The following is a 26,144-nucleotide window of genomic DNA, read 5'->3' as shown; positions in this document are numbered from 1 at the left end:
TTGGGGGCCGGTTACGCCCCAAGATACAGGTTCAAGCACACGAAACTCCTGATTGAGATCTATTGTTGATCGTACGTGTAGACAGTTTTGCCTGCAACAAGTGTTCTCAGGACTTTGCCAGAGAAACGCGCATCTTCAAATGGCGAGTTCTTTGACTGTGACCGTATTGCACTTTTTTCCAAGACCCAGGGCTTGTTCAGATCGAAAACCGCAATGTCGGCGGGAGCCCCTTTGGTGAGGCGTCCCGACGACAAGCCGAGGCGATCTGCCGGACGGCAGGTCATGGCGGCAAGCAGCGGCAGCAACTCTATATCGTCGGAATGATACAGGCGCAGGGCGGCCGACAGCATGGTTTCAAGACCAATGGCGCCATCTTCGGCTTCCGCCCAGGGTGACGTTTGGTTTCCACATCCTGCGGATCGTGGTTTGACACGATGACGTCCAGCGTGCCGTCGGCCAGGGCCGCGATCAACGCGCGGCGATCATCTTCAGATCGCAAGGGCGGCGACATCTTGAAGAAGGTGCGATAGTCGCCGATGTCGTTCTCGTTCTGGGTCAGGTGGTTGATTGACACACCAGCAGTCATGTCGAGGCCCATCTTCTTGCCGCGCCGGATGACATCGGCGCTCTCGCCACATGACAACAGGTTGGCGTGATAGCGAGCGCGGGTCATGGCAACAAGGCGCAGATCGCGCTCCAGCATGATCAATTCGGCTTCACGCGGGATGCCAGCCAATCCCTTCCAGCTTGCGACAAGGCCTTCATTCATCACCCCGGACGACAAGTCCGGATCTTCTGTGTGGTGAATGACGAGTGCATTGAAATCGCGTGCATAGGTGAGAATGCGGCGCATGATCGCGGCATTGCCGATGGATTTGTGACCGTTGCAGAAGGCGACCGCTCCAGCTTCCTGCAACAAGCCGATCTCGGTCATCTCATGGCCCTGTAGACCCTTGGTCAGGGCTGCCATGGGATAGACGTTGACGATGGCCGTGTCGCGGGCACGTCGGCGGATGAAGTCGACCAGCGCGGGATCGTCGATCACCGGATCATTTTCCGGCATGGTGACGATGGTGGTGATGCCGCCGGAGGCCGCAGCCTCACTGGCACTGGCCAGTGTTTCCCGGTGCTCGTCACCTGGTTCGCCAATCGACGCGCACATGTCGATCAGGCCGGGGCAGGCGATTGCGCCATTGAGGTCGATGATGTCCGCGCCTTCCGGCTCGCCCTGACCCGCTGCGCTGGCACCAGCCTCCAGGATCAGGCCATCCTGTATGAGAATGCTGCCGGGTTCATCGAGATTACGTGCCGGATCCAGGATCCGTGCATTGTGCAGGACGAGAGGTTTGCTTGCGTCGTGTGCCAAGGCTTGTGTCCCTTCCGGCTCAGCGGGTCTTGTTCGGCAGGTGCTCGGAGAGCGCTTCGAGGATGGCCATACGCACGGCGACACCCATTTCCACCTGTTCGCGGATCAGGCTTTGTGGGCCATCTGCCACGGAGGGGTCGATTTCGACGCCCCGATTCATCGGCCCGGGGTGCATCACCAGAGCGTTGGGACTGGCGACGCTGAGCTTGTCCTGATCGAGACCGTAAAAACGGTAGTATTCGCGAACCGAGGGAATGAAAGCGCCGTTCATGCGTTCGCGCTGCAAGCGCAGCATCATGACAATATCGGCGCCATCGAGACCTTTGCGCATGTCCTGATAGACTTCGGCTCCCATCTGCTCAATGCCATTGGGCAACAGTGTGGAGGGGGCAATGACACGAACTCTTGCGCCAAGCGCATTCAGCAGAAGGATATTGGAGCGAGCGACGCGGGAATGCAGGATGTCGCCGCAGATGGCGACATTGAGACCGGCAATCTCGCCCTTGTGACGGCGGATCGTCAGGGCATCCAGCAACGCCTGTGTGGGATGTTCATGCGCACCGTCCCCGGCGTTGACCACCGAACAGCCAACCTTGCGGGCCAAAAGGTGCACCGCCCCTGCGGCATGATGGCGGACCACCAGCAGATCCGGATGCATGGCGTTCAGCGTGGCGGCTGTGTCGATCAGCGTCTCGCCCTTTTTGACGGACGACGAGGAGACCGACATGTTCATCACATCTGCGCCGAGCCGTTTTCCGGCCAGCTCGAAGGATGATTGGGTTCTGGTGGAGGCCTCGAAAAACAGATTGATCTGCGTTCGTCCGCGCAAAACGGACTTTTTCTTTTCAACCTGACGAGAGACATCAACAGCCTCTTCCGCCCGGTCCAGCAGACCAAGAATTTCGTGGGGGTGAAGCCCTTCAATGCCCAGCAAATGTCGATGGGGGAAAAGGGCGTGTCGAGAGGTAGGTTGTGCGCTCATCGAGACCATTGCTATAGGTGGAAAGGGACCTTGTCACAAGGTCTAACTGAACCGGGGGCGCAGACCGTCCACCGGCAAGCCATTGGCTCAGGTCAAAATCGCCAGAGCCAGAGGTAGCGTGACCATTGCGACCAGTGTTTGCAGGGTCAGAATTTCGGCCATCAGCGGTGCGTCCCCTCCCAGCAATTTTGCCATGATATACGAGTTGGAGGCCGTTGGCACCGCGCAGGCGATGATCACGGCCACGTGCGTCTGGCCGTGCAGGCCGAAGATCATGGCCAGCAACGCACCGAGCAGCGGCGAAATGATTGGTCGCAGGAATGTGCCCAGCATCAACTCGGGCGTCGGGCGGCGCAATGCGCCCAGAGCAAGACCACCGCCCACGCTCAAGATCCCGATGGGCAGCGCGGCGTGTCCAAGCATGTCGAGCGTCATGTCCAGCGGCTTGGGAATGTAAAGACCGACCAGATTGGCCAGAAGACCCGCGACGATCGCCATGTTGAAGGGGTTCTTGGCAAGCCCTTTCAGGACGCCGAAGAAGTTGGGCGGACGACCGGTGCCGTAGCGCGCCAGAACCGCGATGCTGGCGGTATTGAGAACCGGGATCATCACGGCCATGGCCACGGCGAGCAGGGCAACGCCTGCCGATCCCATAAGATTGTTGGCCAGTGCCAGCGCCAGGAAACCGTTCCAGCGCACGGTGCCTTGAAAGATCGAGGTGAAGCGAGGGTTTGGTATGTCGAACTGACGCTGTAACAGCGGCCTCAGGGCAAGCATTCCGCCAATCAGAATCATGATGGTGATGAACAGCGCCAACCCCATCGAGACTGCAGGAAGTTCGCCGAAATTCACTTCGGCGACAGACTTGAACAGCAGCGAGGGGAAGAGAAGATAATATGCCAGACGGTCAATGCCGTTCCAATTGTCTGGCTTTATGATGCCGGTTTTCTTAAGCGTATAGCCGGTGGCAATGATCAAGATGATCGGTGCCAGCGCCATGATGGTCAGCATCATCGCGGGGGTGTCTTTCCTGCCGTGCGAGCGCGTCACGGGACCAAGCGAGATCCGATGGCTGGTCAGCCACCCGATCAGGATCGGTTATCCGCGAACGGTCCTTCGTGTCTGCGAGATTTCTTCCTGCCGGAGAACATGCCTGTTTGCAAGGTCTGGAAAGCTATATTTTGCGCATAATCTGGCGGTTTTCAAAGGTGCCGCAAGGTCGTTACAGGTTGCCGATGCGATTGAGAAAGCCTTGCAGGATATAGCCGGCTGCCATCTTGTCGACAACCTCGGCGCGTCGGGCGCGTGACAGATCGGCTTCCAGCAAGGTGCGCGTGACCGCTGCGGTCGAGAGGCGCTCGTCCCAATAGGTGATCGGCAACTCGGTCAAGCGGGTCAAATTGAGCACAAAAGCGCGGGTCGATTGAACGCGAGGCCCTTCGCTGCCATCCATATTGAGGGGCAGTCCCATGACAATGCCGCCGACGCCCTGTTTGGTACAGGCAGCCAGCAGCTTTTCCGCATCCAGAGTGAATTTCTTGCGCCGGATCGTTTCCATTGGCGTTGCGATGTTGTGGCCAAGGTCAGACAAGGCCATGCCGATGGTCTTGGTTCCAAGGTCAAGACCGATCAGACGGGTGCGGGGTGCGACCGCTGCAAGAAAATCTTCAAGGGGAAGTGAGGGATCTGTTGCCATGGGCGGCATTTAGCAGCTTGCCGTGGTGAAAACCAGAGAAACCATGCGTATTTGCAGAACACCTTCTTGGGCCGTTGTGGCGCGGTCTGGAGTGGTGTCTTGGATCTGCAAAAATACGGGTGCATTCCTGTCCACATGGCCTGTCGCCCTTGTCCGGGGACGGGACCTCTCCCTATATGCCGGGGAGATTGTTGTGCCGGGAGATCCCGGATTTATCGCTCAGATGAGAGGAATTGCCATGAAGATGACCTGGTACGGCCACGCGGCCTTTAAAATCGAGACCGATGACGCAAGCATCCTGATCGACCCCTATTTGAGCGGAAACCCCTCCTTTCCGGAAAATCTGAGTGTTGATGATGTGGCCGAAGGTGTGACGCATGTTCTCCTGACCCACGGGCATGATGACCATGTTGGCGACAGCATCGACATTTTGAAAAAGACCGGGGCACAGTTAACCGGCGATGCGGATCTGATCGGCTGGGCTGCGGGCAAGGGCATCGAGAACCTCAACCCGATGAACAGTGGTGGCATGGTTGATGTCGGCCCGTTCAAGGTCGGCATGACGATTGCGCATCATTCGTCCGGTTATAGCGGTGATGGTGGCAAGACCTACATGGGCTGCCCGCATGGCTTGATCATCGATATTCCGGGCCAGCCGAAGATTTATCATATGGGTGATACGGACATCTTCGGCGATATGGCATTGATCAATGAGTTGAACGAGCCGAAAATCGGTATTGTGCCGATTGGTGATCGCTTCACCATGGGTGGCAAGGCGGCGGCGCTTGCCTGCAACCGCTTCTTCAATTTCGATACGATCATTCCGTGTCACTTCGGCACTTTTCCGATGTTGGACCAAACGGCGGATACCTTTGTTGGAGCGCTGGGCGAGAGCGCGTCCAAGGTCAAGCTGCCCAGGATTGGCGAGACCTTCGAGATCTGATTTCAGGATCTGCTGAATGCCTTGAAGACTGCAAAGAAGGCTGGCCCACAGGGGCTGGCCTTTCCTGTGGTTTCAGGAGCGGACGTCGGCATCAGCGAATAATCGGTTCTCTCAGGTCTTTGGCGGGGGTCTGGCGGATGACCGGCCAGTTCTCATCGGCTCTTTGGATCATGGCAGGCTTATCGGCGAGAAAACGCTTTTGAGCGGTCGGATTGGCGTTCAGATAGAGTTTGCCGTCAATGATCTTCCATTCCTTTGGATCAATGGGGATCTTGAAGCCCATGGTGGTGCCGAAGGCGCAATAGCCGCCATATTGCGGGGCGTATTTCTTGGGCGACGATTTGAACAGATCGCGATTTTCCGCTGTGGCAAATTTCCAGGTCACGCCGTCGTAGGTGGCGGTGAAACTGTCTTTTCCTGCGACCGGTTTATGATCGCTGAAATAGGCGACCGGATCTGTGCCGCCGATGGCTGCGCCGTCGCGTACGAAAGTGGTGACGTCATCGGCTCGCGCCATGCCCGTCACTGCGAGCAATGCGGCGAGAAGCGTGGCCAGAAACAGGGGCAGCAGCAGGAAGCCGCGTTTCAACAGCGGTGCGGGATATGAGTGTTTGCTTGCCGCCATGACGTGGCTCTGTTGGGCCTTGATCATCCGAGCCTTGTCCGCAGATGTTCTGCCATATGATGCCATGTCTTTGCTCCGACCTAGGTCCAGCGACGCTCGCGGGGACGGGACGCCGCTGGACACCTGAGAACAGCCTCTCACCGCAGCCCTTGCACCACCAGTCACGTCTGATCACAGGTCAGGCATTTCAAGACATTGACGCGCCTTTCAGAACGTTTGGAGAGAGGTCCTGCGACAAGGCAGGACCCTATGCTCAGTCTTCGGCGTGAATTTCGTCCATGATCTTCTTCATTTCTTCGCTCGACAGGCTGGACCGCATGGCCAGCCACAGGATGAAGAGGCTCCAGATTGCGGTCATCGCTACGCCCGGCCAGAAGCTGAGCCAGCCGAGGCCGCCCTTGATGTCACCAAGGCCTGAGATGATCCACATGCCGCCAAACCACGGCAGGAGTCAGGCAATGTGACGCCAGCCGAATTGCTCGGCCGAGCGCTTGGCGATCAGGTGATGGTAGCCCGCGTAAATGGCAAAGATCACGATCATCAGGCCAAACAGGATGCTGTTGGTGGTGAAGCCTGTCCAGTAGATGACGAAATTCGAGCAGATGAATGCCAGGGGCGCGAGAATGTTGGCGCCGGGCAGTCGGAAAGGGCGTTCCAGATCAGGTAGTCTGCGACGCAAGAGCAAGAGAACGACCGGCCCCAGTCCATAGGTGATCACCGTGATCGAGGTGATATAGCCAACGAGCTTTTGCCAGGCCGGGAAGGGCAGCAGAAAGAAGACGCCAACCACCCACATGACGAGTACGGCGACCCAGGGCACGCCATTCGGTGTCAGTTTGGCTAAGGCCCTTGGGACCAGCGTCCATTTCGCCTACAGCATAGAGAATACGTGAGCCTCCCGTGACGTAGATCAGGCCGGTGCCACCGGGAGACACATAGGCATCAATGTAAAGCAACGCTGCCATCCAGCTGAAGCCAAGGGTCATTGCCAGACCCGCGAAGGGGCCGGTCTCTCCGGAAAAGCTCAACTTGGACCAGCCATTGGCGAGATCATCCGGGCTCAACGCCATGATGAAAGCGATCTGCAACAGGACATAAACGATGGCGGACAGGATGACCGAGCCAATAACGGCCATCGGAATGGTGCGCCCAGGGTTGCTGGTCTCGCCGCCAAGGTCAATGGCGCTACGAAAACCTAGGAATGAAAACACGATGCCGGCTGTCGGCAGCGCGGTGAAAATGCCCTGGAACTGTCCTGGTTCAGGGTTTGCACTCCAGACGTCCCAGCCGGTGGACCCGAAGATCAGCACGACGACGGTGAGCAGGGGCACGGCGATCTTCCACCAGGTAATGGCGTTGTTGAACTTGAGAAGCGCATTGATCGCCATCAGGTTCAGGGCCGCGAGGATGAGAAGCAATACAGCGCAGACGAAGAAGCCCGTGACTGTCAGAATGCCGTCGCTGTTCGGCTGAATGAGAAAGGGCAGGTAGTTATTGGCGTAGGTGACAATGCCTTCACTTTCGACAGCAGGCACGGGCACATAGGCGAGAAACAGCATCCAGCTCCAGATGCGTCCAAGCCCCGGGCCATGACTGGCATGGCTCATGTGAACCAGTGCGCCGCTCTTGGGAAAGATGGATGAAAGCTCGCCGAAACACAGCGCGATGAGCAGAACGATCAGCGCCCCGACAATCCAGCTCAAAATGGAATAAGGGCCAGCAATTTTGGCGGCATGAAATGCGCCAAAAAGCCAGCCCGAGCCGATCATGCTGGTGGTGCTCACGAATGTCAGGCCCAGCAAGCCTGCACGTCGCCGCAGCTTGCCAGTGCCGCCCGCAGCATTTGCCTCTGTCATGTGAAGTCCCTCTCGAGAAATTATTCTTCATTTTTTTAAAGTGCCGCTTGGCTCACGGTGTCTTGTCGAGGGCAGGCGCGTCCGAAACTTCGCGGTGTCATCACGCTTCCGTGAGTCTTTGTGACAATTGACCAACTCGCGGTTGGCCGCCGTGGTTCCGGGGCATGTATCGCTATGACGTATTTTGCCCACAGTTTCGTCGTTTTTGAAGTCTCTCAAGAGCGTTTGTGAGCACACTGAAGCGATCACAGCCTGTGTGAATATGTCTGCAGATAACGGTCGCATGGGCGCTGAGCCCTCGTGTTGCCTCAGAGGTCTTAAGGCCGTGGATCCCGCGGTGCCGAGAGGCCTAGAACAAGCTGGATGGCCGAGCGCAGATCGGCATCTCGAACCGGCTGGCCGCGGATCATGAGTTTGAAGTGCACGAGGCCCAAAAGCAGGTCGATGCGGGTTTCCATGTCACTTTCAAACGGCGTGGCAATGAGGATTTGTCGCAAGACCAGGCGCTGGGCGTCCTCCGCATCTCGCAGGGCGAGGGCAATTTCTGCTTGGTGCCTGTGTGCCAGCACCGCGTTCAACGCGCTGCCAAGCGGTGTATCTTGCAAGGCAAGCGTCAGGCGGCTCAGGCAGGCATAGAGGTTTGCCGCGACATTGCCATGGCGCGGCGGTTCGGGGTGGGCGCGCCCAAGAGCCGCTTTCAGGGCCGCAGCGAGCAACGCTTCACGGCTGGGCCAGCGGCGGTAAATGGCCTGCTTGCTGGTGGAGGCTCGCGCCGCAATGTTGGCAATGGTGCTGCCTGTGTATCCTGTTTCCGCCAGTTCATGCAGCGTTGCAGCCAGCAAGGCATCGGTGACGCGTGGATCACGAGGTCGTCCGGTTGGGGGCGAGGGGGCTGGCATTGGCAATCTCTTTCGGGTCTTTTTGGAACCGTAATTACGCAGGGAGGCTAAAAAACGCAAGCTTCGGACTTGTGAGCACTGGCCAAATTGCAGGACAACGGGTGCCAAGAGGTCGCTGAGGGTGTTGATCCGAGGCTCGCCTATGATGTTTTGAAAATGAGGAAGTTCATGTCCGTCGATATTGATACGGTCAAGCGGGTCGCCAGTCTGGCTCGCATCAAGGTCAGTGATGAGAAGGCCGAGCGCATGACCGGCGAACTCAATGCCATTCTCGGGTTTGTCGAGCAGCTTGATGAAGTCGACATTTCTGGCGTCGAGCCTTTGACCTCGGTGGTTGAGCAGACGATGAAGAAGCGCGTCGATGGTGTGACCGATGGCGGTATTGCTGATCAGATCACCCGGAACGCGCCGATGTCTGAAGACCATTTCTTCATGGTCCCCAAGGTTGTCGAGTAAGGGCGCGTGATGGCTTTCACGATTTCCCGCGAGACACCACTGAGTGCCGAAATGCGCGAGCTTCTGGAAGAGCTCAACGCTGTGCTTTTGACAATGTCGCCACCGGAATATTGCTTTCTGATGACGGCAGACGAACTGGCCGAAGACCACACGGAAGTGTTTGTCGCACGCAACGCAGCGGGCGAGGCGATCGGCTGTGGGGCTTTGCGGCGTCATGAGCATGGGGTGGGGGAAGTCAAGCGCATGTACACGCGGCCTGCTTATCGTGGGCAGGGCGTTGGGCGCGCTCTCTTGCTGGAAATCATGAAACAGGCACGGCTTGAGCATTTCACCAAGCTGGTTCTTGAGACCAGTGAACAGCATCCGCCCGCGCAGCGTCTTTACGAGACCGCCGGGTTTGCGCGCTGTGACCGTGTGCTCGACTATCCAGACAGCCCGTATTCCGTCTTTTATGAAAGGCCGATTGCGGCCGAAACCGAGTTGAAATCATGACCAAATTGACCGATCTGACGATTGCTGAGGCCCGCGAAGGTCTGGCCGACAAAAGCTTCTCGGCCAGCGAACTGACCGACGCCTTTCTTGCCAATATTGATGCGGCCAACACGTCGTTGAATGCGTATGTCACTGTGACGGCCGACAAGGCGCGCGACATGGCCAAGGCGTCTGATGCGCGCATTGCCAAGGGCGAAGCCGGGGCGCTGGAAGGCATTCCGCTGGGCGTCAAGGACCTGTTTGCGACCGAGGGTGTTCATACGCAGGCCTGTTCGCATATTCTGGATGGCTTCAAGCCGACCTATGAGTCGACTGTAACCGCCAACCTGTGGGCCGATGGCGCTGTGATGCTGGGCAAGCTCAACATGGATGAGTTCGCCATGGGCTCGTCCAACGAGACTTCCTACTACGGCAATGTTGCCAACCCGTTCCGCAAGAATGGCTCGGATCAAAACCTTGTTCCGGGCGGGTCTTCCGGTGGGTCTGCATCCTCCGTTGCAGCCCGTTTGTGCATGGGCGCCACGGCCACCGATACCGGCGGATCGATCCGTCAGCCTGCCGCCTTCACCGGCACCGTTGGCATCAAGCCAACCTATGGCCGCTGTTCGCGCTGGGGGACGATTGCCTTTGCCTCCTCGCTCGATCAGGCCGGCCCGATTGCCCGCACCGTGCGCGACAGCGCCATCCTGCTGAAGTCGATGGCCTCCGTTGATGCCAAGGATACCACCTCGGTTGACATTGAGGTTCCGGACTACGAAGCCGCCATCGGCACATCGGTCAAGGGGCTGAAGATCGGCATTCCGGCAGAGTACCGCGTCGACGGTATGCCGGAAGAGATCGAGAAGCTGTGGCAACAGGGCATCGACTGGCTGAAGGACGCTGGAGCCGAGATCGTCGAGATTTCCTTGCCGCATACCAAATATGCGCTGCCCGCCTATTACATCGTTGCTCCGGCGGAAGCCTCGTCCAACCTGGCGCGATATGATGGCGTGCGCTATGGCCTGCGGGTGCCGGGCAAGGACATTGCCGATATGTACGAAAACACCCGTGCCGCAGGCTTCGGTGATGAGGTGCAACGCCGTATCCTGATTGGAACTTATGTTCTGTCCGCCGGATATTACGATGCCTATTACCTGAAGGCGCAAAAAGTCCGTACGCTGATCAAGCGTGACTTTGATCTGGCACTGGCAGAATGGTGTCGATGCCATCTTGACCCCCACCACACCGAGTGCTGCCTTTGCATCCGGCGAGATCACAGATCCGGTGACGATGTATCTGAATGACATCTTCACGGTCACGGTGAATATGGCCGGTCTGCCGGGCATCTCCGTTCCGGCAGGTCTCAACAAGGACGGTCTGCCGCTCGGGTTGCAGCTTATCGGCAAGCCGTTTGAGGAAAGCACGCTGTTCCAGGTTGGTTCGGTCATTGAAAAGGCCGCTGGTCATTTCGCACCGGATGTCTGGTGGGCGTAAGGCGGAAAGACGGGCGTCGGCGTGTTTGACGTTGAAACCATTGTCGTGGGGGCGGGGGTTGTCGGATTGGCGGCAGCCCGCGCCCTTGCGCTTTCTGGGCGTGAAGTGATGGTGCTGGAGCGCAATGACCGCTTTGGCGAAGAGACCAGCGCCCGCAACAGTGAAGTCATTCATGCAGGCATCTATTATCCGACCGACAGCCTGAAAGCGCGCCTGTGCGTTATGGGCAGACACCAGCTTTACAGCTATTGTCGCGACCGGGGGCTACCGTTTCGCCGCCTCGGCAAGTTGATTGTGGCGGCTGACGAGCCGCAGGTGGCGCAGCTTGACGGCATACGCAAAAAGGCCGCGGACAACGGCGTTGATGATCTGGTGCTGCTTGATGGCTCCGAGGTGCTGGCATATGAGCCGCAGCTTGGAGTGCGGGCCGGGCTTTTGTCTCCCTCAACGGGGATTATCGATTCTCATTCCTATATGCTGTCGCTTCTTGGGGATCTGGAGCAGGTGGGTGGGCAACTGGTTCTACGCACCGAGGTGAGGGGCCTGACGGCTCTGTCCGGGGGCGGGTTCCGGATCAGCTTTGCCGACAACACGTCTGAGGCAGGGAGCAGCAGCATCACATGCCGTGAATTGGTGCTCAGCGGTGGTCTGTCCTGCACAAAGCTTGCCGCAATGTTGCTTGGCGATGCAGTTCCGAAAACCTTTTTGGCAAAGGGATCGTATTTCAAGCTCTCGGGTGCAGCACCCTTTTCGAGGCTTGTCTATCCGGTGCCCGAGCCCGGCGGGTTGGGCGTTCATCTGACGTTGGACCTGCAAGGCCAGGCTCGGTTTGGGCCGGATGTGGAGTGGATTTCCGAGATCGATTACAGCGTCGATGATCAGCGTCTGGGCGCATTCCGGCAGGCGATTTCCCGCTATTGGCCTGACATTGTCGGTCGGGACCTTGAGCCGGATTACTGCGGCATTCGCCCAAAACTGAGCGGACCGGGACAACCCGCCGCTGACTTCCGGATTGATGCAGCACCCCAGCATGGCTATCCGGGTTTGATCGCGCTTTATGGCATCGAGATCGCCGGGGCTGACGGCCTCCTTGGCACTGGCCGAGGAAATTTGCCGCAGGATCACAGCGTACTGATTTTATGGCATGTCTCATTTGTGTGCATAAGTGAAACCATTGCGAGATGTGGTATTTGACGGCGATGGCTTTTCGTTGTCCTGATTTTCGGAGCGTGCAGTGCGGAACAATAGGGTCGTTGGCGCGTTCCCCGAAGGAAGAAAATGTTGCTGATCGGCCAGACAATTCTACGTGTGTCTGAAATGCGCGTCGGTCAAATTCTCAATTTTGCCTTAATCCCCGAGCTTCGTTACGGCGTAGTAAAGTTGGATTGATGTGTCTGAAGGAAAATTTTGAAAGTGCTCAATCGGCGTAATTTCTTAGTCTCGACCGCCGCTATGGGCCTGGATGGTGAGTGAAGTCGGGTCGGTGATGCCGGCTTTGGCAGATGACAAACCGAAAGAACCTCAACCAGAGTTTTCGTTCGACAATCTCGCGGATAAAATGGCTAAGCTTTCAAAGAAGGCTTTTGCCGATCCGAAACCGGATCTTCCCGCTGTCGTCAATGACCTGACCTATGATCAAAACCGTGCAATTCGCTATCGTCCTGAAAAGGCGTTGTGGAACGAAGACGGGATGTATTTCCATCTTCAGGCCTTTCATCCCGGTGGCTTGTACAAGCAGGTTGTCGATCTATATGAGGTCGAGAATGGCAAGGCAAAACCGCTGACATTTACAAGCGCAGATTTCGAGTATCGTGCGCCGCTTGATCCGAAAAAGTTCGACGGGCTGAAGCTACCGGGCGTGGCAGGCTTCCGGCTGCACTATCCGCTCAACACGCCAGACTATTTCGATGAGCTGATTGCGTTCCTGGGTGCAAGTTATTGGCGCGCACTTGGCAAAAACAATGTATATGGCCTGTCGGCGCGCGGTCTTGCGATTGATACGGCTGTTGGTAAGCCGGAAGAGTTTCCGCGGTTCACCAAGTTCTATGTCCAGCACCCCAAGAAGGGGCAGCAGGAGATTATGATCTGGGCCGAGTTGGACAGCGAGAGTGTGACTGGGGCGTTTCAGTTCAAGGTCAATCCGGGTGTCAACACGCAGATCGATGTGGAAGTTCGTTTGTTCATGCGCGCAGATGTTGACCGGCTCGGAGTGGCGCCACTGACATCGATGTTCCTGTTCGGCGAAAATGACCGGGTGCGCTTCGATGACTATCGTCCGGAAGTGCATGACAGTGATGGCCTGATGGTGCTGCCTTCCAATGGCGAACGTTGGTGGCGTCCGTTGCGTAATCCGAAAAAGCTGGCCTTGTCCTTCCTGAGCGAAAACAAGCTCAAGGGCTTTGGTTTGATGCAACGAGACCGCGACTACGCGCATTATCAGGATACGGAAGCGGATTATCAGCGCCGTCCATCGCTCTGGGTCGAGCCTTTGAGCGACTGGGGCAATGGCAACCTGATGCTGGCGGAAATTCCGTCGGACAAGGAGATCCACGACAATATCGTGGCGCTCTGGATTCCGCAGGACAAGGCCAAGGCTGGCAAGTCCTTCACCTTTGCGTATCGCATGAGTTGGGGGGCGAACCGAGTCCGGGAACCGATCGTGCTCTTGTTGTGGCCACACGCAGTGGTCATGCTGGAACGGCGGCATCTGATGCCAAGCCGAACCAGCGCAAGTTTGTGGTCGAGTTCAAGGGCGATGCCTTGAGCAAAGTGGGCAGCAACGATCCGTTGAAAGCCGATCTTTCGGTGGCGAACGGCAAAGTTCTGACCTAGGATTTGCAAAAACTTGAAAATGGTGTGTGGCGATTTATCTTTGATGTTCAAAGAGATAGCACCGACAAGCCGCTAGAAATGCGCTTGGGCCTAAAGATGAATGAAACTTTAATGTCCGAAAGATGGTTGTACCAGTGGAACGGTGAGAATTGACGGTCCGCAGAGGCTGCACAACATTGATCCGGAGATGGAAAACATGACCAAAGTACTGACTACCATTCGCCAGCGTACCAACCGTGGCGACCTTGATGCCAAGACAATCGACCAAGCCATGCGTCAGAGCTATCAGAGCTTTTACCCTGGCATGAAGATGCCGACACTGACCACTCTGTCGCGTTCGCCAGACGTGTTCGATCTGGTGCTGAAGGGGGCTTCTTTCCCTTTGCCGCGCTTTCCGCTGCAGATGCCGGAGCATAACCTGAACCCGGCGTTCTCTCCGTCCTACGCGGTCCGCTTCGCACGCCTGTTCCAGCGCCGCCAGCGCGTTCGTCTGATGCGTGCCATTCGCGTTCGCAAGGACTGATAGACAGAATTGGGATCCGGTTAAGATATGTCAGGTTTTGGCGGTAATTTCACCCATGCGACCTTAAGCGTCCTGTTGCGACGTATGGGGGCGCTGGTCTTCACACTTGTCCTGACTTTTGCGGCGGCGACCATGTTCGGCGCAATCGTGCAGGCAGATGGGTATGACTGGCTGGACGTGCCGCGCATTGCCCTGATTGTTGTCGCCGGGTTTTGGCTCGCATGGGGCACTTGTACGGCGCTACTTGGCGTCCTCTACAAGGCTGAAGTGCGCAAGGTGTCAGACGGGTCGTTGTCCTCCCGCACGGCAATTCTGATGCCTGTTTACAATGAAGACAGCCGCGAGGTGTTTGCGCGCCTCGAGGCGATCTACACTGAGTTGGCAGCCAGTTCTTCGGCCAAGGCATTCGACATTTTCATTCTGTCGGACAGTACCAAGGAAGAGGCGGCTGCCAAGGAAGCTCAGGCCTACAAGAAGTTGTTGCTGTCTTGCAGCCGCAGCGAAGGTGGCCAGATCTATTATCGTCGCCGTACCGACAATATCGGCCGTAAAGCCGGGAATATCTCGGATTTTGTCCGCAATTCCGGCGGAGCATATGACTATATGCTCATTCTGGATGCGGACAGTCTGATGCGCGGTGAGACGATTATCGAAATGGTACGTCGTATGGATGCACAGCCCGATCTGGGGTTGTTGCAGTCCTTGCCACAGACCATTGGCCTGAAGACCTTGTTCGGGCGTCTGTTGCAGTTTTCGTCTTTTCTCTATGCGCCGGCGTTTTCGCGCGGTGTTGCCTCCTTGCAAGGCAAGACCGGTCCGTTCTGGGGGCACAATGCTCTCGTACGCGTTGAGGCCTTCGCCCGGTCGTGCGGAATGGCTCCCCTGACTGGAAAGGCGCCGTTTGGCGGTCATGTTCTCTCGCATGATACGGTCGAAGCGGCGTTGCTTGCACGCGATGGCTGGACCGTCCGTCTCGATCCTGACCTGACGTGTTCTTATGAGGAGGCGCCGCCTAATGTGGTGGAGTTTGCCAAGCGTGATCGCCGTTGGTGTCAGGGTAACATGCAGCACGCCAAAATCCTGTTAGCCCCGCGTCTGCGGTTGTGGAACAAGGTTGGCATCATCCAGGGCATGTTTGCCTATCTGTCATCGCCGGTTTGGTTGCTGTTTCTGATTTCCAGTCTGGCGGCTCCCTTGTTTGCGGCTGCACCAGTCTATTTCGATTCCCGGTCGCCGTTCCCCGTGTTCCCGCATCCGGAAACGCAAACCGCACTGGCCTTGCTGTTCGGCGTTGGGGCACTGCTTATTCTGCCAAAATTTCTGCTGCTCATGCAGGTTCTTCTGCGCGGTGAGGGACGGCAGTTCGGCAATGCTTTTCTTGCCACGATCAGCGCCTTCCTCGAATTGCTTCTGACATCGCTGTTGGCTCCGATCCATATGATGTATCAGACCCGATCCGTTATTCAGGTGATGATGGGGATGGATTCGGGCTGGCCTGCCGCATCGCGTGACGATGGTGCGCTGACGATGATGGAAAGCATCAAGGCGTGTTGGTGGATCAGCATCATCGGTATTGGCGCCATGTTGTTTGCCCAGTTCTATGCACCAGAGCTGTTGCTTTGGTCGATGCCGGTCACCGTGCCCATGTTCCTGGCACCGTTCCTGATCTGGTTCACTGCATCTGTCTGGGTTGGCGAGGCTTTCCGCAAGGCAGGGCTGTTCCTGACACCGGTTGAGCGTTTCGGTGATAGTGCGGTTGAACGTATGGATGAAGCGCTCGCGCGTGATGTGCGCCCTGTTGCAGCCCCGTCGACTCAGGAAGAGGACGTGAAGCGGCTGGCAGTCTGACTGCCACGCATGAGGTTGCGCAGTTGGTCTGAGAATTTGAAGAGATTGAAGAACCCGGACCTTTCAAGGTGCCGGGTTTTTTTGATGCCCTGAGCAGGATTTTCCTGAGCGTCGGTTTGCTGGCCTATTACGTGTCAGCCGTCAGCTGGATTCCGCAGGCCAATAGCCATTCTTGCCGGATCGGGCGACAGCAAAAGTCTCCACATCTTCAGATCCACAACGACTGCAATGCATTTCGGCCGCGAGCGTGGCAATGGTCTCGTCTGATTCAAAGCTGGTGGGGCGCAGATAGCGAAATCTGGCGCAGTAGTGACAGTTGAGGCCCAGTCGTTGATCAAACTGGTTCAATTCGCCAATCGTGCGCGCCGTGTCGCGGTCTTCGGAGATGACAGTGTATTCCATTAAATCAGCAGCGTTCTTTTGAAAAGATGTTCGTAAAGGAGAATTGGAATAATTCCAAGTTTCATTATTTAAAACTGAATTGTGGTCTGGTCAGGGCGTTGAATGTCTTCCGTGATCCTAAAAACGCTAGTCGCTTTGTTGGGTTAAGACAATAAAATGACTTGATAATTCGAGGATGAAGTTGGTTTCTGAGTGTTTCTTGAAGGCAATTTTTGGGACATTTGTCCCGCTGAGCGGTCGCTAAAGACTACCATATATTGCCCCTCAAATTTAGGTGATCTGTCGCGCAACTCGACCAAACTGTCGGTTTTCAGTTAAGTGTGTGGGAAGAAAAAGCTGATAGACTTTGTCTTGAGCGATTTGAAATACCGGGACCACAGGCTTGACCCTTGATCTTTCGACAGTGGTGACGTCTCGCGGCGGGGCGTCCGCGCCCGGCGGCCTGTCGTTGTCTCCGGGGTTCGAGGCGCAAGCGAAAGTCGAAGGCACGACGGCAGATCAGGTCACGACCTTGCGTATTGGCAAGCAGAGTGTAGCGGTCAAGGCGGATATGCCGCTGCCTGCGGGCAGCACGGTGACCATTCGGGTGTCGGGCACGGCGCAAGCGCCGCAAATCCAGCTTATTCCGCAGGCGAGCGCAGATGGCAGGACGGCGGGTTCCGGAACCGGCATTCCGCCGGCAGGCACTGGCGCTGCTGTTCCACCGTCAACGCAAGGTGCAGCCGCAGCCAGTCCCAAAGCCACCTCGCAGGGCCGCTCTGCCCAATCAGCGGCCAATGTTGCTCATGCGGTGGTGGTGACACAGTCCGGCACTGGCTCCGGGGCAGCGGCCTTGACGGCGAGTGCAAGCCGGCTGGCCGTTCAGGCCGGGACCTCTGAAGCCTCTTCGCACGCCTCACAGGCGTCTTCAACGGCTCCATCGGTTTCCACCGCAGCGCGAGCCCCTTCGGGAGCATCCGCGTCAGCGACGCAGGCCACCGCACAGTCTTCGGGATCTTCGTCTCAGGCAGTAGCAAGCGCGTCCGGGTCTTCCCGTGCTCAAACAGTTCCATCTCAAACTGGCTCTGCCCCTGTGGCGGGAACGCAGGCTCCGGTGTCGGCGAATACGACATCATCTCTGGGGGCGGCGACAGCTCCTTCGCAGGCCGGACAAGGGACGCAAGGGGCAGGGGTGTCTGCGTCTGCTGCTGCCAACATGCCTTCGTCGGCTGGCGTACAAAGCAGTGCTCCCGCCTCTGGCACCGCGGCCAATTCCGCGACAGCGCCGTCGCCCGATATGTCAGCAGGCACGACGCAGACATCGGGGACGCGCGCCACACCATCGGCCTCACCGTCTCCCGCAGGGCCCTCATCGTCAGGACTGTCGAGCGGTGCAAATGGAGCCGTAGCGGCGGCCCCAACGGCAAGGCCACCTTTTGCGGCAGGCGCTCCGCCACTGGCCGGGGCTTCGTTGACGGAACAGAGCGGGGCTGGACCTGCTGGGCCTCAGAGGGGTGGCAATGTGGCTGGAGGCAGTTCGCCGACCATGGCCTCGGGGAGTGGCATCTCTCCGGCGCCGCCCCCCGGCGGCGGAGCTGCTGCGGGGACGACTTCTGGCGTTCAAGGCCCGTTGTCAAACAGTGCTTCTGGACAATCAGGGCCGCAGGGCACTCTCGCTTTGCAAGGTGGGGGGCGTCCTCCTTGTTGGCAGCAGGGACAGCTCTTTCGGTAAATGCCGCGGGTGCAACCGGTGCGGCATCACCTGTCGGAGCCAACGTCGGGGTCACATCTCCTATGGCTCCGTCGGCTGCGTCATCCGCTTCGGCGATGACACAGTCCGCGATGTCTGAAAACGTGGCAACCAGTTCGGTCAGCGCGGCTGCATTGTCAGCGCAGGCTGCGACGGGCCAACTGAGCGACAAGCTGGTCAAGGCAGACGGTATTGCCCAATTGCTTGCACAAGCCGGAATGGGGGGAACCGCAGGCGGGGCCGCGCCGCCTGCCGGTATGGGGCAGGCTGCCGGACAGGCGGGATCTTTGGGGCAAGCGCTCGCGGATGTTCTGTATCAGGCATTTGGAGCTGCATCGTCGCGGGGAGGATCTTCCATTCCAGCCTGGTGGGGCGGGTGGAGCCTTACAGCCGCGTGCGGACCTGCCAGCCGAATTGACAAAGGCGCTGAACCAAGGTTTTGCCAAAGCTTGAGGCTCAGCAAAGTTCTTTGGCCGGGGTATTTGCGCAGATCGCTGCCGTGGCCTCTGCTGGGTCGGCTGCCAGCGTTGTGCTGCCGCCAGCAGCTCTGCAAGTCATGCAGCAGCTTTTGGGGTTGCGGTTGGACGGCCAGTCCGGGTCTGGCAATTTGTCCGGGCAGGATGTTCGCACGGCTGCCCAGGCTTCGGGACTTTTCAATACTGCAGCACAGTCCTCGGGACAAAATGGCGACGCGGATACAGCCGATCTGAAGGCATTGCTGTCTCAATTGCGCGCTCTGTTCACAGCAATGGGGGGCAAAGCGATGGTTCCCAAGCCGATGACGCAGCCATCCGTTCCTGGACAAAGTCTGCTGCCACAGGGCCAGCTCCCCGCTGTGAGTGCGGGCGTCAAGGCTATGCTGGGGGATCTGGAGGCGCTGAAGCAGACGGGTGATCCCTCAACTGCCGACAAGATGGTCCGTCAGCAGAATGCGCTGGTCAACAAGTTGATGCAGGAGACGGACAGCGCGCTGGCGCGTATTCGTCTGGCCCAGATCGCCAGCCGTGGACTGCTTCAAGACGTACCCCATCATAGTGCCGGGTCCGGTGGTGCAAATGCTGCCGGTGCGCATCACTCAGCCGCCAGCAAGCCTCCAGATCTGGTGATGGATATTCCGTTGGCCCTGAATGGTCAGACGGCTATCATGCAGATGCAGATCAGTCGTGATCCGCCGCGCCAACAGGCAGATCAGCGTGATGAGGGCGGATGGCAATTGCGCTTCGGCCTTGATTTGCCGCAGACAGGAGCCGTTCAGGCCTCGGTCCGGTTGCGCGGCGAGGGCACCTTCGTCAGCCTTTGGGTCGGGCGGGAAGACACCTATCGCTTGCTGGACAGCCAGCGCGAAACCATTGGCGCTGCCTTTGCCCATTCGGGACTCGACCTCCAGGACTTGCGCCTGATCAGAGGGTTGCCACGTCAATGGCAAAGTCGCAGCGGCGAAAGGGTGGACGCACGCTCATGACATCATCAGACAACAGTAAAAGCCCACTCCGTAACAAACTGGCGATTGCCCTCAACTATGATGGCGAAAATGCCCCTGTGGTGACAGCGACCGGGCGTAACCATATGGCCGAGCGGATCGAGGAGATCGCGGCTGAATCAGGTGTCCCCATTGAAAACAACCCGGTCATGGCGGAAGCCTTGTCGGGGCTCAAACTGGATGAAGAGATCCCGCTCGAACTGTATCAGGCGGTTGCTGTGCTTATCGGCTTTATTTTGCGCACCGGCGATGCGATGAACCCCAAAGACAGCGATAGGCACCCACCGCAGTGACGCGGCGTGCTCTTGCCTATCGTACGGCGGGGCTTTGCTGTCAAATCACCTCTTCAAACGCGTCCGCTTGTGACTTGCGCTCATCAAGACTTGCGGGATCGTGTTTTCCCGACTAGGCATCGGGTAGAGGATTGTTTTGTCCGCAGGCTGCTTTAAAAGGGACAGGCCGCGCCTTTCAAGGGCCCGCATAGTAGACAGGAATTTAAGCGAATGACGATTGTCGAGGCACGCAACCCCGATCCGAAGAAGTTCATCAAGGGAGCGACTGGCGACTGGGAAATCGTGATTGGCATGGAAGTTCATGCCCAGGTGACTTCACAAGCCAAACTTTTCTCTGGCGCGTCCACCGAATTTGGTCAGAACCCCAATAACAACGTCAGCCTTGTCGATGCTGCCATGCCCGGCATGTTGCCAGTGATCAACGAAGAATGCGTGCGGCAGGCCGTGCGCACCGGGTTGGGTCTCAAGGCTGCGATCAATCTGAAATCGGTGTTTGATCGCAAGAACTACTTCTATCCGGATTTGCCGCAGGGCTACCAGATTTCCCAGTTTCAGCAGCCGATTGTCGGCGAAGGCATTGTCTATCTGGATATGCCGGAAGAACGGGTCGAGATCGGTGTCGAGCGTTTGCATCTGGAGCAGGACGCGGGCAAGTCGCTGCATGATCAGCATCCGACAATGTCGTTCGTTGACCTGAACCGGTCTGGCGTGGCGCTGATGGAAATCGTATCGAAACCGGACCTGCGTTCCAGCGATGAAGCCCGTGCCTATCTGACCAAACTGCGCACCATCCTGCGCTATCTGGGCACCTGTGATGGCAATATGGATCAGGGTTCCATGCGTGCCGATGTGAACGTATCTGTGCGCCGTCCCGGCGAGACGTTTGGAACGCGCTGCGAAATCAAGAACGTCAACTCCATCCGGTTCGTGGGGCAGGCTATCGAATATGAAGCCCGCCGTCAGGTCGCCATTCTGGAAGACGGTGGCTCCATCGATCAGGAGACGCGCCTGTTTGATGCGGTCAAGGGCGAAACCCGCTCCATGCGCTCCAAGGAAGAAGCGCATGATTATCGTTATTTCCCGGATCCGGATCTGTTGCCTCTGGAATTCACGCAAGCGTTTGTCGACGATCTGGCGCGCGATCTGCCCGAGTTGCCGGATGAAAAGAAAGCACGCTTTATCAACGATTTTGGTCTGACACCTTATGATGCGGATGTTCTGGTGTCGGAAAAGGTCTCGTCTGATTTCTTTGAGAAGGTTGCCGCTGGTCGTGATGCGAAGCTGGCAGCCAACTGGCTCATCAATGAATTGTTCGGTCGCCTGAACAAGGAAGGCCTTGATCTGCCCAGAAGCCCGATTTCTGCTGACCAGCTTGGCAAGATCATTGATCTGGTTAAGTCGAATGTCATTTCCGGCAAGATTGCCAAGGATCTCTTTGAGATTATCTGGAGTGAAGGTGGCGATCCGGCGCAGGTCGTGGAAGAGCGCGGCATGAAGCAGGTCACCGATCTGGGCGCTATCGAGGCGCACGTTGACGAGATTCTGGCCGCCAACCCGGAAAAGGCCGAGCAGGCGAAGGAAAAGCCGGGTCTTCTCGGCTGGTTCGTTGGGCAGGTGATGAAGGCGTCAAAGGGCAAAGCCAATCCACAAGCTGTCAATGACATGCTGAAGCAGAAGATCGGTCTCGACTGAGACTTCGCGAGACCATCTGTTGACTAAAAAACCGGCGTCCATTGTGCGCCGGTTTTTTGTTTTTTGGTCAATGCGTTAGTATGGATCGTAAAGATGTTGAATCAGGAGCCTAGAGCCTTGGACAACGTGTGCGAAAGCGACTGGATATCACAGGGCTTCTGGATGAAGTCGCCTGCAATCACTTTGCGCGGATCATCCACGAACCCGGTATAGCCGGACATGTAGATAAGAGTTGTTTCGGGGCGGATTTCCATGGCGGCCTGCGCAAGGTCAAAGCCGTTCATGCCACCGGGCATGATGATGTCTGTCATGATCAGTTTGATTTGCGGAGCGCCTGACAAAACCTGCAAGGCAAGTTCGCCGTTGGCAGCTGAATAGGTTTCGAAGTTCAGCGACTTGAGAAACTCGATAATGGCGCTGAGAAGGTTCTCTTCGTCCTCTACCACCAGAATGGATGCGCCTTTGGCGTCGAGTAAACTGTCCGTCTGGGCGAGACTGGCGTTGGCTTTGGCAGCGGATATGGCATCTTCTGGCTGGGCTTGTGGCAGAAACAGGCGGAACGTAGTGCCTGCACCTTCTTCGCTGTAAAGCTTGACGACCCCATTGACCTGTTTTGCAAAGCCGTAGACCGTTGCCAATCCGAGGCCTGTTCCGGTGGAGCTGCCGCGTGTGGTGAAGAACGGATCGAACACGCGCTTTTGCAGGGCCGGCGACATGCCGGGACCATTGTCGGTGATGGCGAACTCAACGTAATTGGCGCCGGGAACCAGCCCGTCCTGATTTTCGATGGCCTGAATGATGCGGCAGTCAAGATCGATGCGGTCGCCCTTGCCACTTTCCTGAATGGCGTCACGCGCATTGATGAGCAGATTGAGCAAAGCGTTTTCAAGCTGCGATACGTCGCAATGCACTTCGCAGCTTTCAATGGTCAGGTTTGCGTTGAACTGGATCTGGCTACCGATGCTGCTCATGGCCAGATCCGTCAACTCGCTGATCGCGTTGCGGACTGAGATGTTTTGCCCCTGAACAGGTTGTCTGCGCGCGAAAGACAGAAGCCGCGCGGCCAGTTGGCGGCCTCGCTCCGTCGAACTCTCAATGATCGCCAGCAACTTGTCGAGCTGGTCGTTGGTGTTCACTTTGCGAGCCATCTGCACCGACGGCAGGATGGAGGCGAGAATGTTGTTGAAGTCATGCGCGATGCCGCCGGTCAACTGGCCCAGGGCATCCAGTCGGCTGGAGCGCTCTTCCTGCTGCCGCGCCTTTTCGCTTGCCGTGACATTGATGAAGCTGATGCTCCAAAGTTCAATCTCGTGGCGTCGCTCCATCGGCATGTGGCGCAATTCGAAGTACAGCGGGTCTTCATTCTGCTTGGAGCGAATGGCGTAGACGGTTTCAGGCAGAACATTGCCTGCGATGATCTGGTCAATGATGTCGTCACCCGTGGATTCAAGCGAGTTTCGATCCAGAAAGTCGATTTTTGGCAGAATGCTTGTGTCTTTGTGCAAGCCTGTCGATAACAACATGCTGCGCAACTGTCTGTTGGCGTAATGCAGTGTGCGGTTTGCATCGATGACACCGACAGCGGAACTGGCGTTCTCCAGCATTTCGTCGATGATCGAATATTTTTCGCCAGCGATGGTCTCCCGGATCAGAAAACTGCTCATGTCCGATAGAAAGAACGCGATCTGCGTTACGATGCCTTCATCGGTGCGGGAGAAGGCTGCGACCTTAATCTGGCACCAGGACCACTCGTCGTCAGTTGTCTTCAGTCGGCAGCCAAGGGTTTCATAAGGTTCGCGCGTGGTCGCCGCTGTTACAGGATCCCATTCACGGTGGATGATTTTCGACTGAAGAGCCAACAGGGGCGCAATATCATCGTGGTGCAGGATCTTGGAGAAGGGCATTTGCCGGCCCGCCGGAAACGTGTCCAGCGTGTAGCCCGTCAGCAGTGTGAAACGTTGATTGATATGGAGAACAGTCAGGCTGGCCAAGTCAAAGACGACAGATGCAACGGGCGCTTGCATCTGAACTTTCTCATCGAATGTCTCCACGGCAGTCACTCCCACCTCATCAAATCAGCCCGCTGCTTGAAAGCGCATCTTTGGATCCACATCCTAGGCATTGGTAGATCTGTCGTCAAAGCCAAACGGTATTTGCTTAAACGGCAAAGGGATTTAATCACTTCCCGAGGTTCAGCTTGCACCCAACTTCTTCGCAAAGGATGAAAGCCGGGGCTTGTGGAATGATCCTCGGCTTTTTATGCATGAGGGAAGCGCGATGGTTTGGTTTTGCAGGCGACGCGCATCTTGCACCGATAGAGACAGAAGCGACCCTATATTCATGACCGACACGGCACATCGGCCTTCTGACCCGACATGGGCATTGCAGTCAGACGGATCTTCACAAATCCGGGTTCCGGGTGTTGTCTGGGTCATTCTTGGCGTGGCAGGCTGGGGGATGGCGCATATGCTGGTGCGGGCCTTGTCGTCGGGCACCATCGGCACGGATGATATGTTCGAGAACGTGCTGGTGCAGTCGTTGCAGGCGGGTTACGGAATGCGCCAGCCACCGCTGTATGAGTGGCTGCTGTGGAGCGTGCAGCAGATCACCGGGCCAACGATCTGGAGTTTCCTGCTCCTCAAGTACACGCTGATCACCGTCAGCGCGGTGTTCTTGTACCGGGTTGCGGAGCAGTCGATCCGCTCCAGGTCGCTCGCTGTTCTCTGTGTCTTCTCATATTCTCTGTTCTATCAATTTGGCTGGAACCTGCATGAAGGTGTGACCCAGACTGTTGTGCTCGTGGCGGCCTGTTCGGCCAGTGTCTGGGCTTTTGTCGGGGCTTTGCGTACACGCAATGTCTGGTTTTATCTGGCGCTTGGCGTGGCCATGGGCTGCGGCGGGCTGGCCAAGCATTCGTATTTTCTGTTTGCCCTCGGGCTTGTGATCACCGCACTCAGCGAGCGTAGCTGGCGGCGCAATCTGCGCTGGGAAGGTCTGGCGCTGGCAGTGATCATCATGGTGCTGATCTACAGTCCCTATCTCTGGTGGATTGTGGCGCAACACAAGACGCTGGTGGGCAGCATGGCCTCCAATATGGGGCTAGAGGTGGCAAGCTCTCACGTATCGCGCGCGCTGTTGGGGTTGGGCCGTCTGGCGTTCTCGCTGCTCGGTTTTTCAGTTCTGCTGCTGCCAATTCTGCTGGCGCTGTTCTGGAAACCACTGACGGGGCGGGCGGTCCGCCGTCATCAGCCGATTGGTGATGTTGCACGCTTTTGCGGACGTCTGGTGCTGGTTCTCATTATTTTGACAGCGGTGCTGATTGCTGTAACAGGTGCCACATATGTCAAGGAACGGCATATGCATCCCATCCTGTTGGTGATGCCGATCTGGCTGTTTGCCATGCTGGAGCCTTACGATGTAAAGACGCCCTGGCGCTGGCTTCGCATCATTATTATTGTTGTGGCCTCTCTTGTTTTTCTGGTGCGACTGGTGAGCTTTCTCGCCCCTGACAATACCTTTTGCGGACACAAGTGTCGCCAGATGATCCCGTACGCCGGGCTCAAGACCAAGTTGCAAGCTATGGGGGTGGATCGGGCAACACTTGTTAGCGATGATGATTATGTGGCCGGAAATCTACGCATTCTATTCCCGAAGGCGCGCATTGTTTCGCTTGCTCGTTCAACACCGACGCCCGCCCGCAAGTCGTGTTATTTCATTTGGAAGGAGGGGCGGGACAAACCCGCTTTGAGCGCAGACGAGACTTTGGTCAAGCGTCTCACGCCCCGCGAGGCGGCAGACTGGTCGCCTCCTGCCGCCGCGTCTGCCAGCTATTATGCGGTGGACTGGTCGCATCTGTGGAAGCCGAAAGGCTGGCGGAAAACCTATTTCGGCGTTGGTCAATTGTCGAAGGATGATCCTGTCTGCCAATGAGGCCGAGAGCGCCACTGACGATGTGCGTCGCATAGGCACATTTGCTCTTGTGACACACGCAATGGTCTTTACGTCTCAGCAAAACCCTGGGTGCATGTCAGCGGGGAGTTTCATTCATTACATGAAGTGCGGTCAGCGAGTTCTTGCGAACGCAGAGTCATATCCGAAGCCGTGCTCCGCGTGCTCACTCTCTTCAGCGATCCGAAAAACGGATCTGTGCTGCCTTTGTTACCGGGCAGAACAGTGCAACAGCATTGCCTTCGGGGTCACGGAACTGCGCCGTACGGTTGCCCCAGGGCAGTGTCTTGGGAGGATGAATGACCTCAATGGTGTCCTTGAGGCGGGTGAACTCTGCTTCAACGTCGGAGACCATGAGCTCCAGGATCGCGGTGCGATTGGCGGCTGGCTCTGCGCTGCCTTCTAGAAACAGGCCGACAGTTTCCGCACTGCCAATGGCCAGTGTTGCGCCCGGCAAGATAATCTCGGCAAATTGCGACGCCAGCCAGTCGGCCGTCTGGCCTGTCACCAACTCGTAGAATGCGGTCATGGCTTGAATGTCTCTTGCGATCAGACGGATGGAGGCAAATTTCATTTCAGGCTTCCTGTGGGATGTGAGGTAAATGAACG

General features: G+C 57.3%; 23 protein-coding genes and 3 pseudogenes. 14 read left to right on the top strand and 12 right to left on the bottom strand.

Annotation, left to right across the window (positions count from 1 at the left end; genetic code table 11):
- Nucleotides 1–59 precede the first annotated feature (59 nt).
- The 4 genes and pseudogenes from AC0L7U_RS03410 to ruvX form a co-directional block, all read right to left on the bottom strand.
- Nucleotides 60–1,366: pseudogene (locus AC0L7U_RS03410) on the bottom strand (dihydroorotase).
- Between the two features lie 19 nt (nt 1,367–1,385).
- Nucleotides 1,386–2,348, bottom strand: coding sequence for an aspartate carbamoyltransferase catalytic subunit (locus AC0L7U_RS03405; protein ID WP_473693833.1), 963 nt, complete (start codon nt 2,346–2,348; stop codon nt 1,386–1,388).
- An 87-nt stretch (nt 2,349–2,435) separates the two neighbouring features.
- Nucleotides 2,436–3,362, bottom strand: coding sequence for an AEC family transporter (locus AC0L7U_RS03400; protein ID WP_473693831.1), 927 nt, complete (start codon nt 3,360–3,362; stop codon nt 2,436–2,438).
- 208 nt (nt 3,363–3,570) lie between these two features.
- Nucleotides 3,571–4,044: a Holliday junction resolvase RuvX gene (ruvX, locus tag AC0L7U_RS03395; RefSeq protein ID WP_473693829.1), complete on the bottom strand. Its 474-nt coding sequence runs from the start codon at nt 4,042–4,044 to the stop codon at nt 3,571–3,573.
- A gap of 238 nt (nt 4,045–4,282) precedes the next feature.
- On the opposite strand from ruvX, the gene AC0L7U_RS03390 reads away from it, so the two are divergent.
- On the top strand, nt 4,283–4,987 hold the full coding sequence (locus tag AC0L7U_RS03390) for a metal-dependent hydrolase (protein WP_473693827.1): 705 nt from the start codon (nt 4,283–4,285) through the stop codon (nt 4,985–4,987).
- Between the two features lie 91 nt (nt 4,988–5,078).
- On the opposite strand, the gene AC0L7U_RS03385 is transcribed toward AC0L7U_RS03390, so the two are convergent.
- The 5 genes from AC0L7U_RS03385 to AC0L7U_RS03365 all read right to left on the bottom strand — a co-directional run bounded on the left by AC0L7U_RS03385 (nt 5,079) and on the right by AC0L7U_RS03365 (nt 8,367).
- Nucleotides 5,079–5,678 (bottom strand): YHS domain-containing (seleno)protein, encoded by a 600-nt coding sequence (locus tag AC0L7U_RS03385; protein ID WP_473693825.1) that lies wholly within the window; start codon nt 5,676–5,678, stop codon nt 5,079–5,081.
- 187 nt (nt 5,679–5,865) lie between these two features.
- The gene (locus AC0L7U_RS03380; RefSeq protein ID WP_473693823.1) at nt 5,866–6,042 is read right to left on the bottom strand and encodes a hypothetical protein; all 177 of its coding nucleotides are present in this window, start codon (nt 6,040–6,042) and stop codon (nt 5,866–5,868) included.
- Between the two features lie 21 nt (nt 6,043–6,063).
- Entirely contained in the window at nt 6,064–6,291 is a 228-nt protein-coding gene (locus AC0L7U_RS03375) for a hypothetical protein (RefSeq protein ID WP_473693821.1), read from the bottom strand.
- Nucleotides 6,272–7,468, bottom strand: a complete 1,197-nt coding sequence (locus AC0L7U_RS03370; RefSeq protein WP_473693819.1) for an APC family permease — start codon at nt 7,466–7,468, stop codon at nt 6,272–6,274. The genes AC0L7U_RS03375 and AC0L7U_RS03370 overlap by 20 nt, the downstream gene beginning before the upstream one ends.
- Nucleotides 7,469–7,785: 317 nt before the next feature.
- Nucleotides 7,786–8,367, bottom strand: a complete 582-nt coding sequence (locus tag AC0L7U_RS03365; protein ID WP_473693817.1) for a TetR/AcrR family transcriptional regulator — start codon at nt 8,365–8,367, stop codon at nt 7,786–7,788.
- Nucleotides 8,368–8,535: 168 nt separating this feature from the next.
- Between AC0L7U_RS03365 and gatC the strand changes: the two genes are divergently transcribed.
- The 8 genes and pseudogenes from gatC (at nt 8,536) to mdoH (ending at nt 15,991) form a co-directional block, all read left to right on the top strand.
- The gene (gene gatC, locus AC0L7U_RS03360; protein ID WP_473693815.1) at nt 8,536–8,823 is read left to right on the top strand and encodes an Asp-tRNA(Asn)/Glu-tRNA(Gln) amidotransferase subunit GatC; all 288 of its coding nucleotides are present in this window, start codon (nt 8,536–8,538) and stop codon (nt 8,821–8,823) included.
- Between the two features lie 9 nt (nt 8,824–8,832).
- Nucleotides 8,833–9,315, top strand: coding sequence for a GNAT family N-acetyltransferase (locus AC0L7U_RS03355; protein WP_473693813.1), 483 nt, complete (start codon nt 8,833–8,835; stop codon nt 9,313–9,315).
- A pseudogene (gene gatA, locus AC0L7U_RS03350) lies at nt 9,312–10,788 on the top strand (Asp-tRNA(Asn)/Glu-tRNA(Gln) amidotransferase subunit GatA). Before AC0L7U_RS03355 ends, gatA begins: the two are co-directional and overlap by 4 nt.
- A 21-nt stretch (nt 10,789–10,809) precedes the next feature.
- Nucleotides 10,810–11,923: pseudogene (locus tag AC0L7U_RS03345) on the top strand (NAD(P)/FAD-dependent oxidoreductase).
- Between the two features lie 423 nt (nt 11,924–12,346).
- Entirely contained in the window at nt 12,347–13,552 is a 1,206-nt protein-coding gene (locus tag AC0L7U_RS03340) for an OpgD/OpgG family glucan biosynthesis protein (RefSeq protein ID WP_473693811.1), read from the top strand.
- Nucleotides 13,553–13,644: 92 nt separating this feature from the next.
- Nucleotides 13,645–13,773: a glucan biosynthesis protein gene (locus tag AC0L7U_RS03335; RefSeq protein WP_473695635.1), complete on the top strand. Its 129-nt coding sequence runs from the start codon at nt 13,645–13,647 to the stop codon at nt 13,771–13,773.
- Nucleotides 13,774–13,816: 43 nt separating this feature from the next.
- Complete coding sequence (locus AC0L7U_RS03330; protein WP_473693809.1) at nt 13,817–14,143, top strand: hypothetical protein; 327 nt, start codon at nt 13,817–13,819, stop codon at nt 14,141–14,143.
- Between the two features lie 27 nt (nt 14,144–14,170).
- Nucleotides 14,171–15,991, top strand: a complete 1,821-nt coding sequence (mdoH, locus tag AC0L7U_RS03325; RefSeq protein WP_473693807.1) for a glucans biosynthesis glucosyltransferase MdoH — start codon at nt 14,171–14,173, stop codon at nt 15,989–15,991.
- Between the two features lie 141 nt (nt 15,992–16,132).
- On the opposite strand, the gene AC0L7U_RS03320 is transcribed toward mdoH, so the two are convergent.
- A complete protein-coding gene (locus AC0L7U_RS03320) occupies nt 16,133–16,393 on the bottom strand; it encodes a hypothetical protein (RefSeq protein ID WP_473693805.1) in 261 nt (86 codons plus the stop codon).
- 382 nt (nt 16,394–16,775) lie between these two features.
- On the opposite strand from AC0L7U_RS03320, the gene AC0L7U_RS03315 reads away from it, so the two are divergent.
- The 4 genes from AC0L7U_RS03315 (at nt 16,776) to gatB (ending at nt 21,587) form a co-directional block, all read left to right on the top strand.
- On the top strand, nt 16,776–18,104 hold the full coding sequence (locus AC0L7U_RS03315) for a hypothetical protein (RefSeq protein ID WP_473693803.1): 1,329 nt from the start codon (nt 16,776–16,778) through the stop codon (nt 18,102–18,104).
- Between the two features lie 487 nt (nt 18,105–18,591).
- Nucleotides 18,592–19,584: a flagellar hook-length control protein FliK gene (gene fliK / locus AC0L7U_RS03310; protein ID WP_473693801.1), complete on the top strand. Its 993-nt coding sequence runs from the start codon at nt 18,592–18,594 to the stop codon at nt 19,582–19,584.
- Nucleotides 19,581–19,895 carry an EscU/YscU/HrcU family type III secretion system export apparatus switch protein gene (locus AC0L7U_RS03305; RefSeq protein ID WP_473693799.1) on the top strand — a complete coding sequence of 105 codons (315 nt, stop codon included), beginning with the start codon at nt 19,581–19,583 and terminating at the stop codon, nt 19,893–19,895. Before fliK ends, AC0L7U_RS03305 begins: the two co-directional genes overlap by 4 nt.
- 210 nt (nt 19,896–20,105) lie before the next feature.
- Nucleotides 20,106–21,587, top strand: coding sequence for an Asp-tRNA(Asn)/Glu-tRNA(Gln) amidotransferase subunit GatB (gene gatB / locus AC0L7U_RS03300; RefSeq protein WP_473693797.1), 1,482 nt, complete (start codon nt 20,106–20,108; stop codon nt 21,585–21,587).
- A 101-nt stretch (nt 21,588–21,688) separates the two neighbouring features.
- On the opposite strand, the gene AC0L7U_RS03295 is transcribed toward gatB, so the two are convergent.
- Complete coding sequence (locus tag AC0L7U_RS03295; RefSeq protein ID WP_473693795.1) at nt 21,689–23,638, bottom strand: ATP-binding protein; 1,950 nt, start codon at nt 23,636–23,638, stop codon at nt 21,689–21,691.
- A gap of 289 nt (nt 23,639–23,927) precedes the next feature.
- Here AC0L7U_RS03295 and AC0L7U_RS03290 point away from each other — a divergent pair, with 289 nt between their 5' ends.
- The gene (locus AC0L7U_RS03290) at nt 23,928–25,517 is read left to right on the top strand and encodes a glycosyltransferase family 39 protein (RefSeq protein ID WP_473693793.1); all 1,590 of its coding nucleotides are present in this window, start codon (nt 23,928–23,930) and stop codon (nt 25,515–25,517) included.
- Nucleotides 25,518–25,710: 193 nt separating this feature from the next.
- Here AC0L7U_RS03290 and AC0L7U_RS03285 read toward each other — a convergent pair whose 3' ends face one another.
- Complete coding sequence (locus tag AC0L7U_RS03285; protein WP_473693791.1) at nt 25,711–26,109, bottom strand: VOC family protein; 399 nt, start codon at nt 26,107–26,109, stop codon at nt 25,711–25,713.
- Nucleotides 26,110–26,144 lie beyond the last annotated feature (35 nt).

The sequence above is a fragment of the Roseibium sp. 10G30-5 genome (assembly GCF_055809635.1).
Note: the sequence above shows the minus strand (reverse complement) of the source record. Positions and strands in the feature narration are given on the sequence as shown.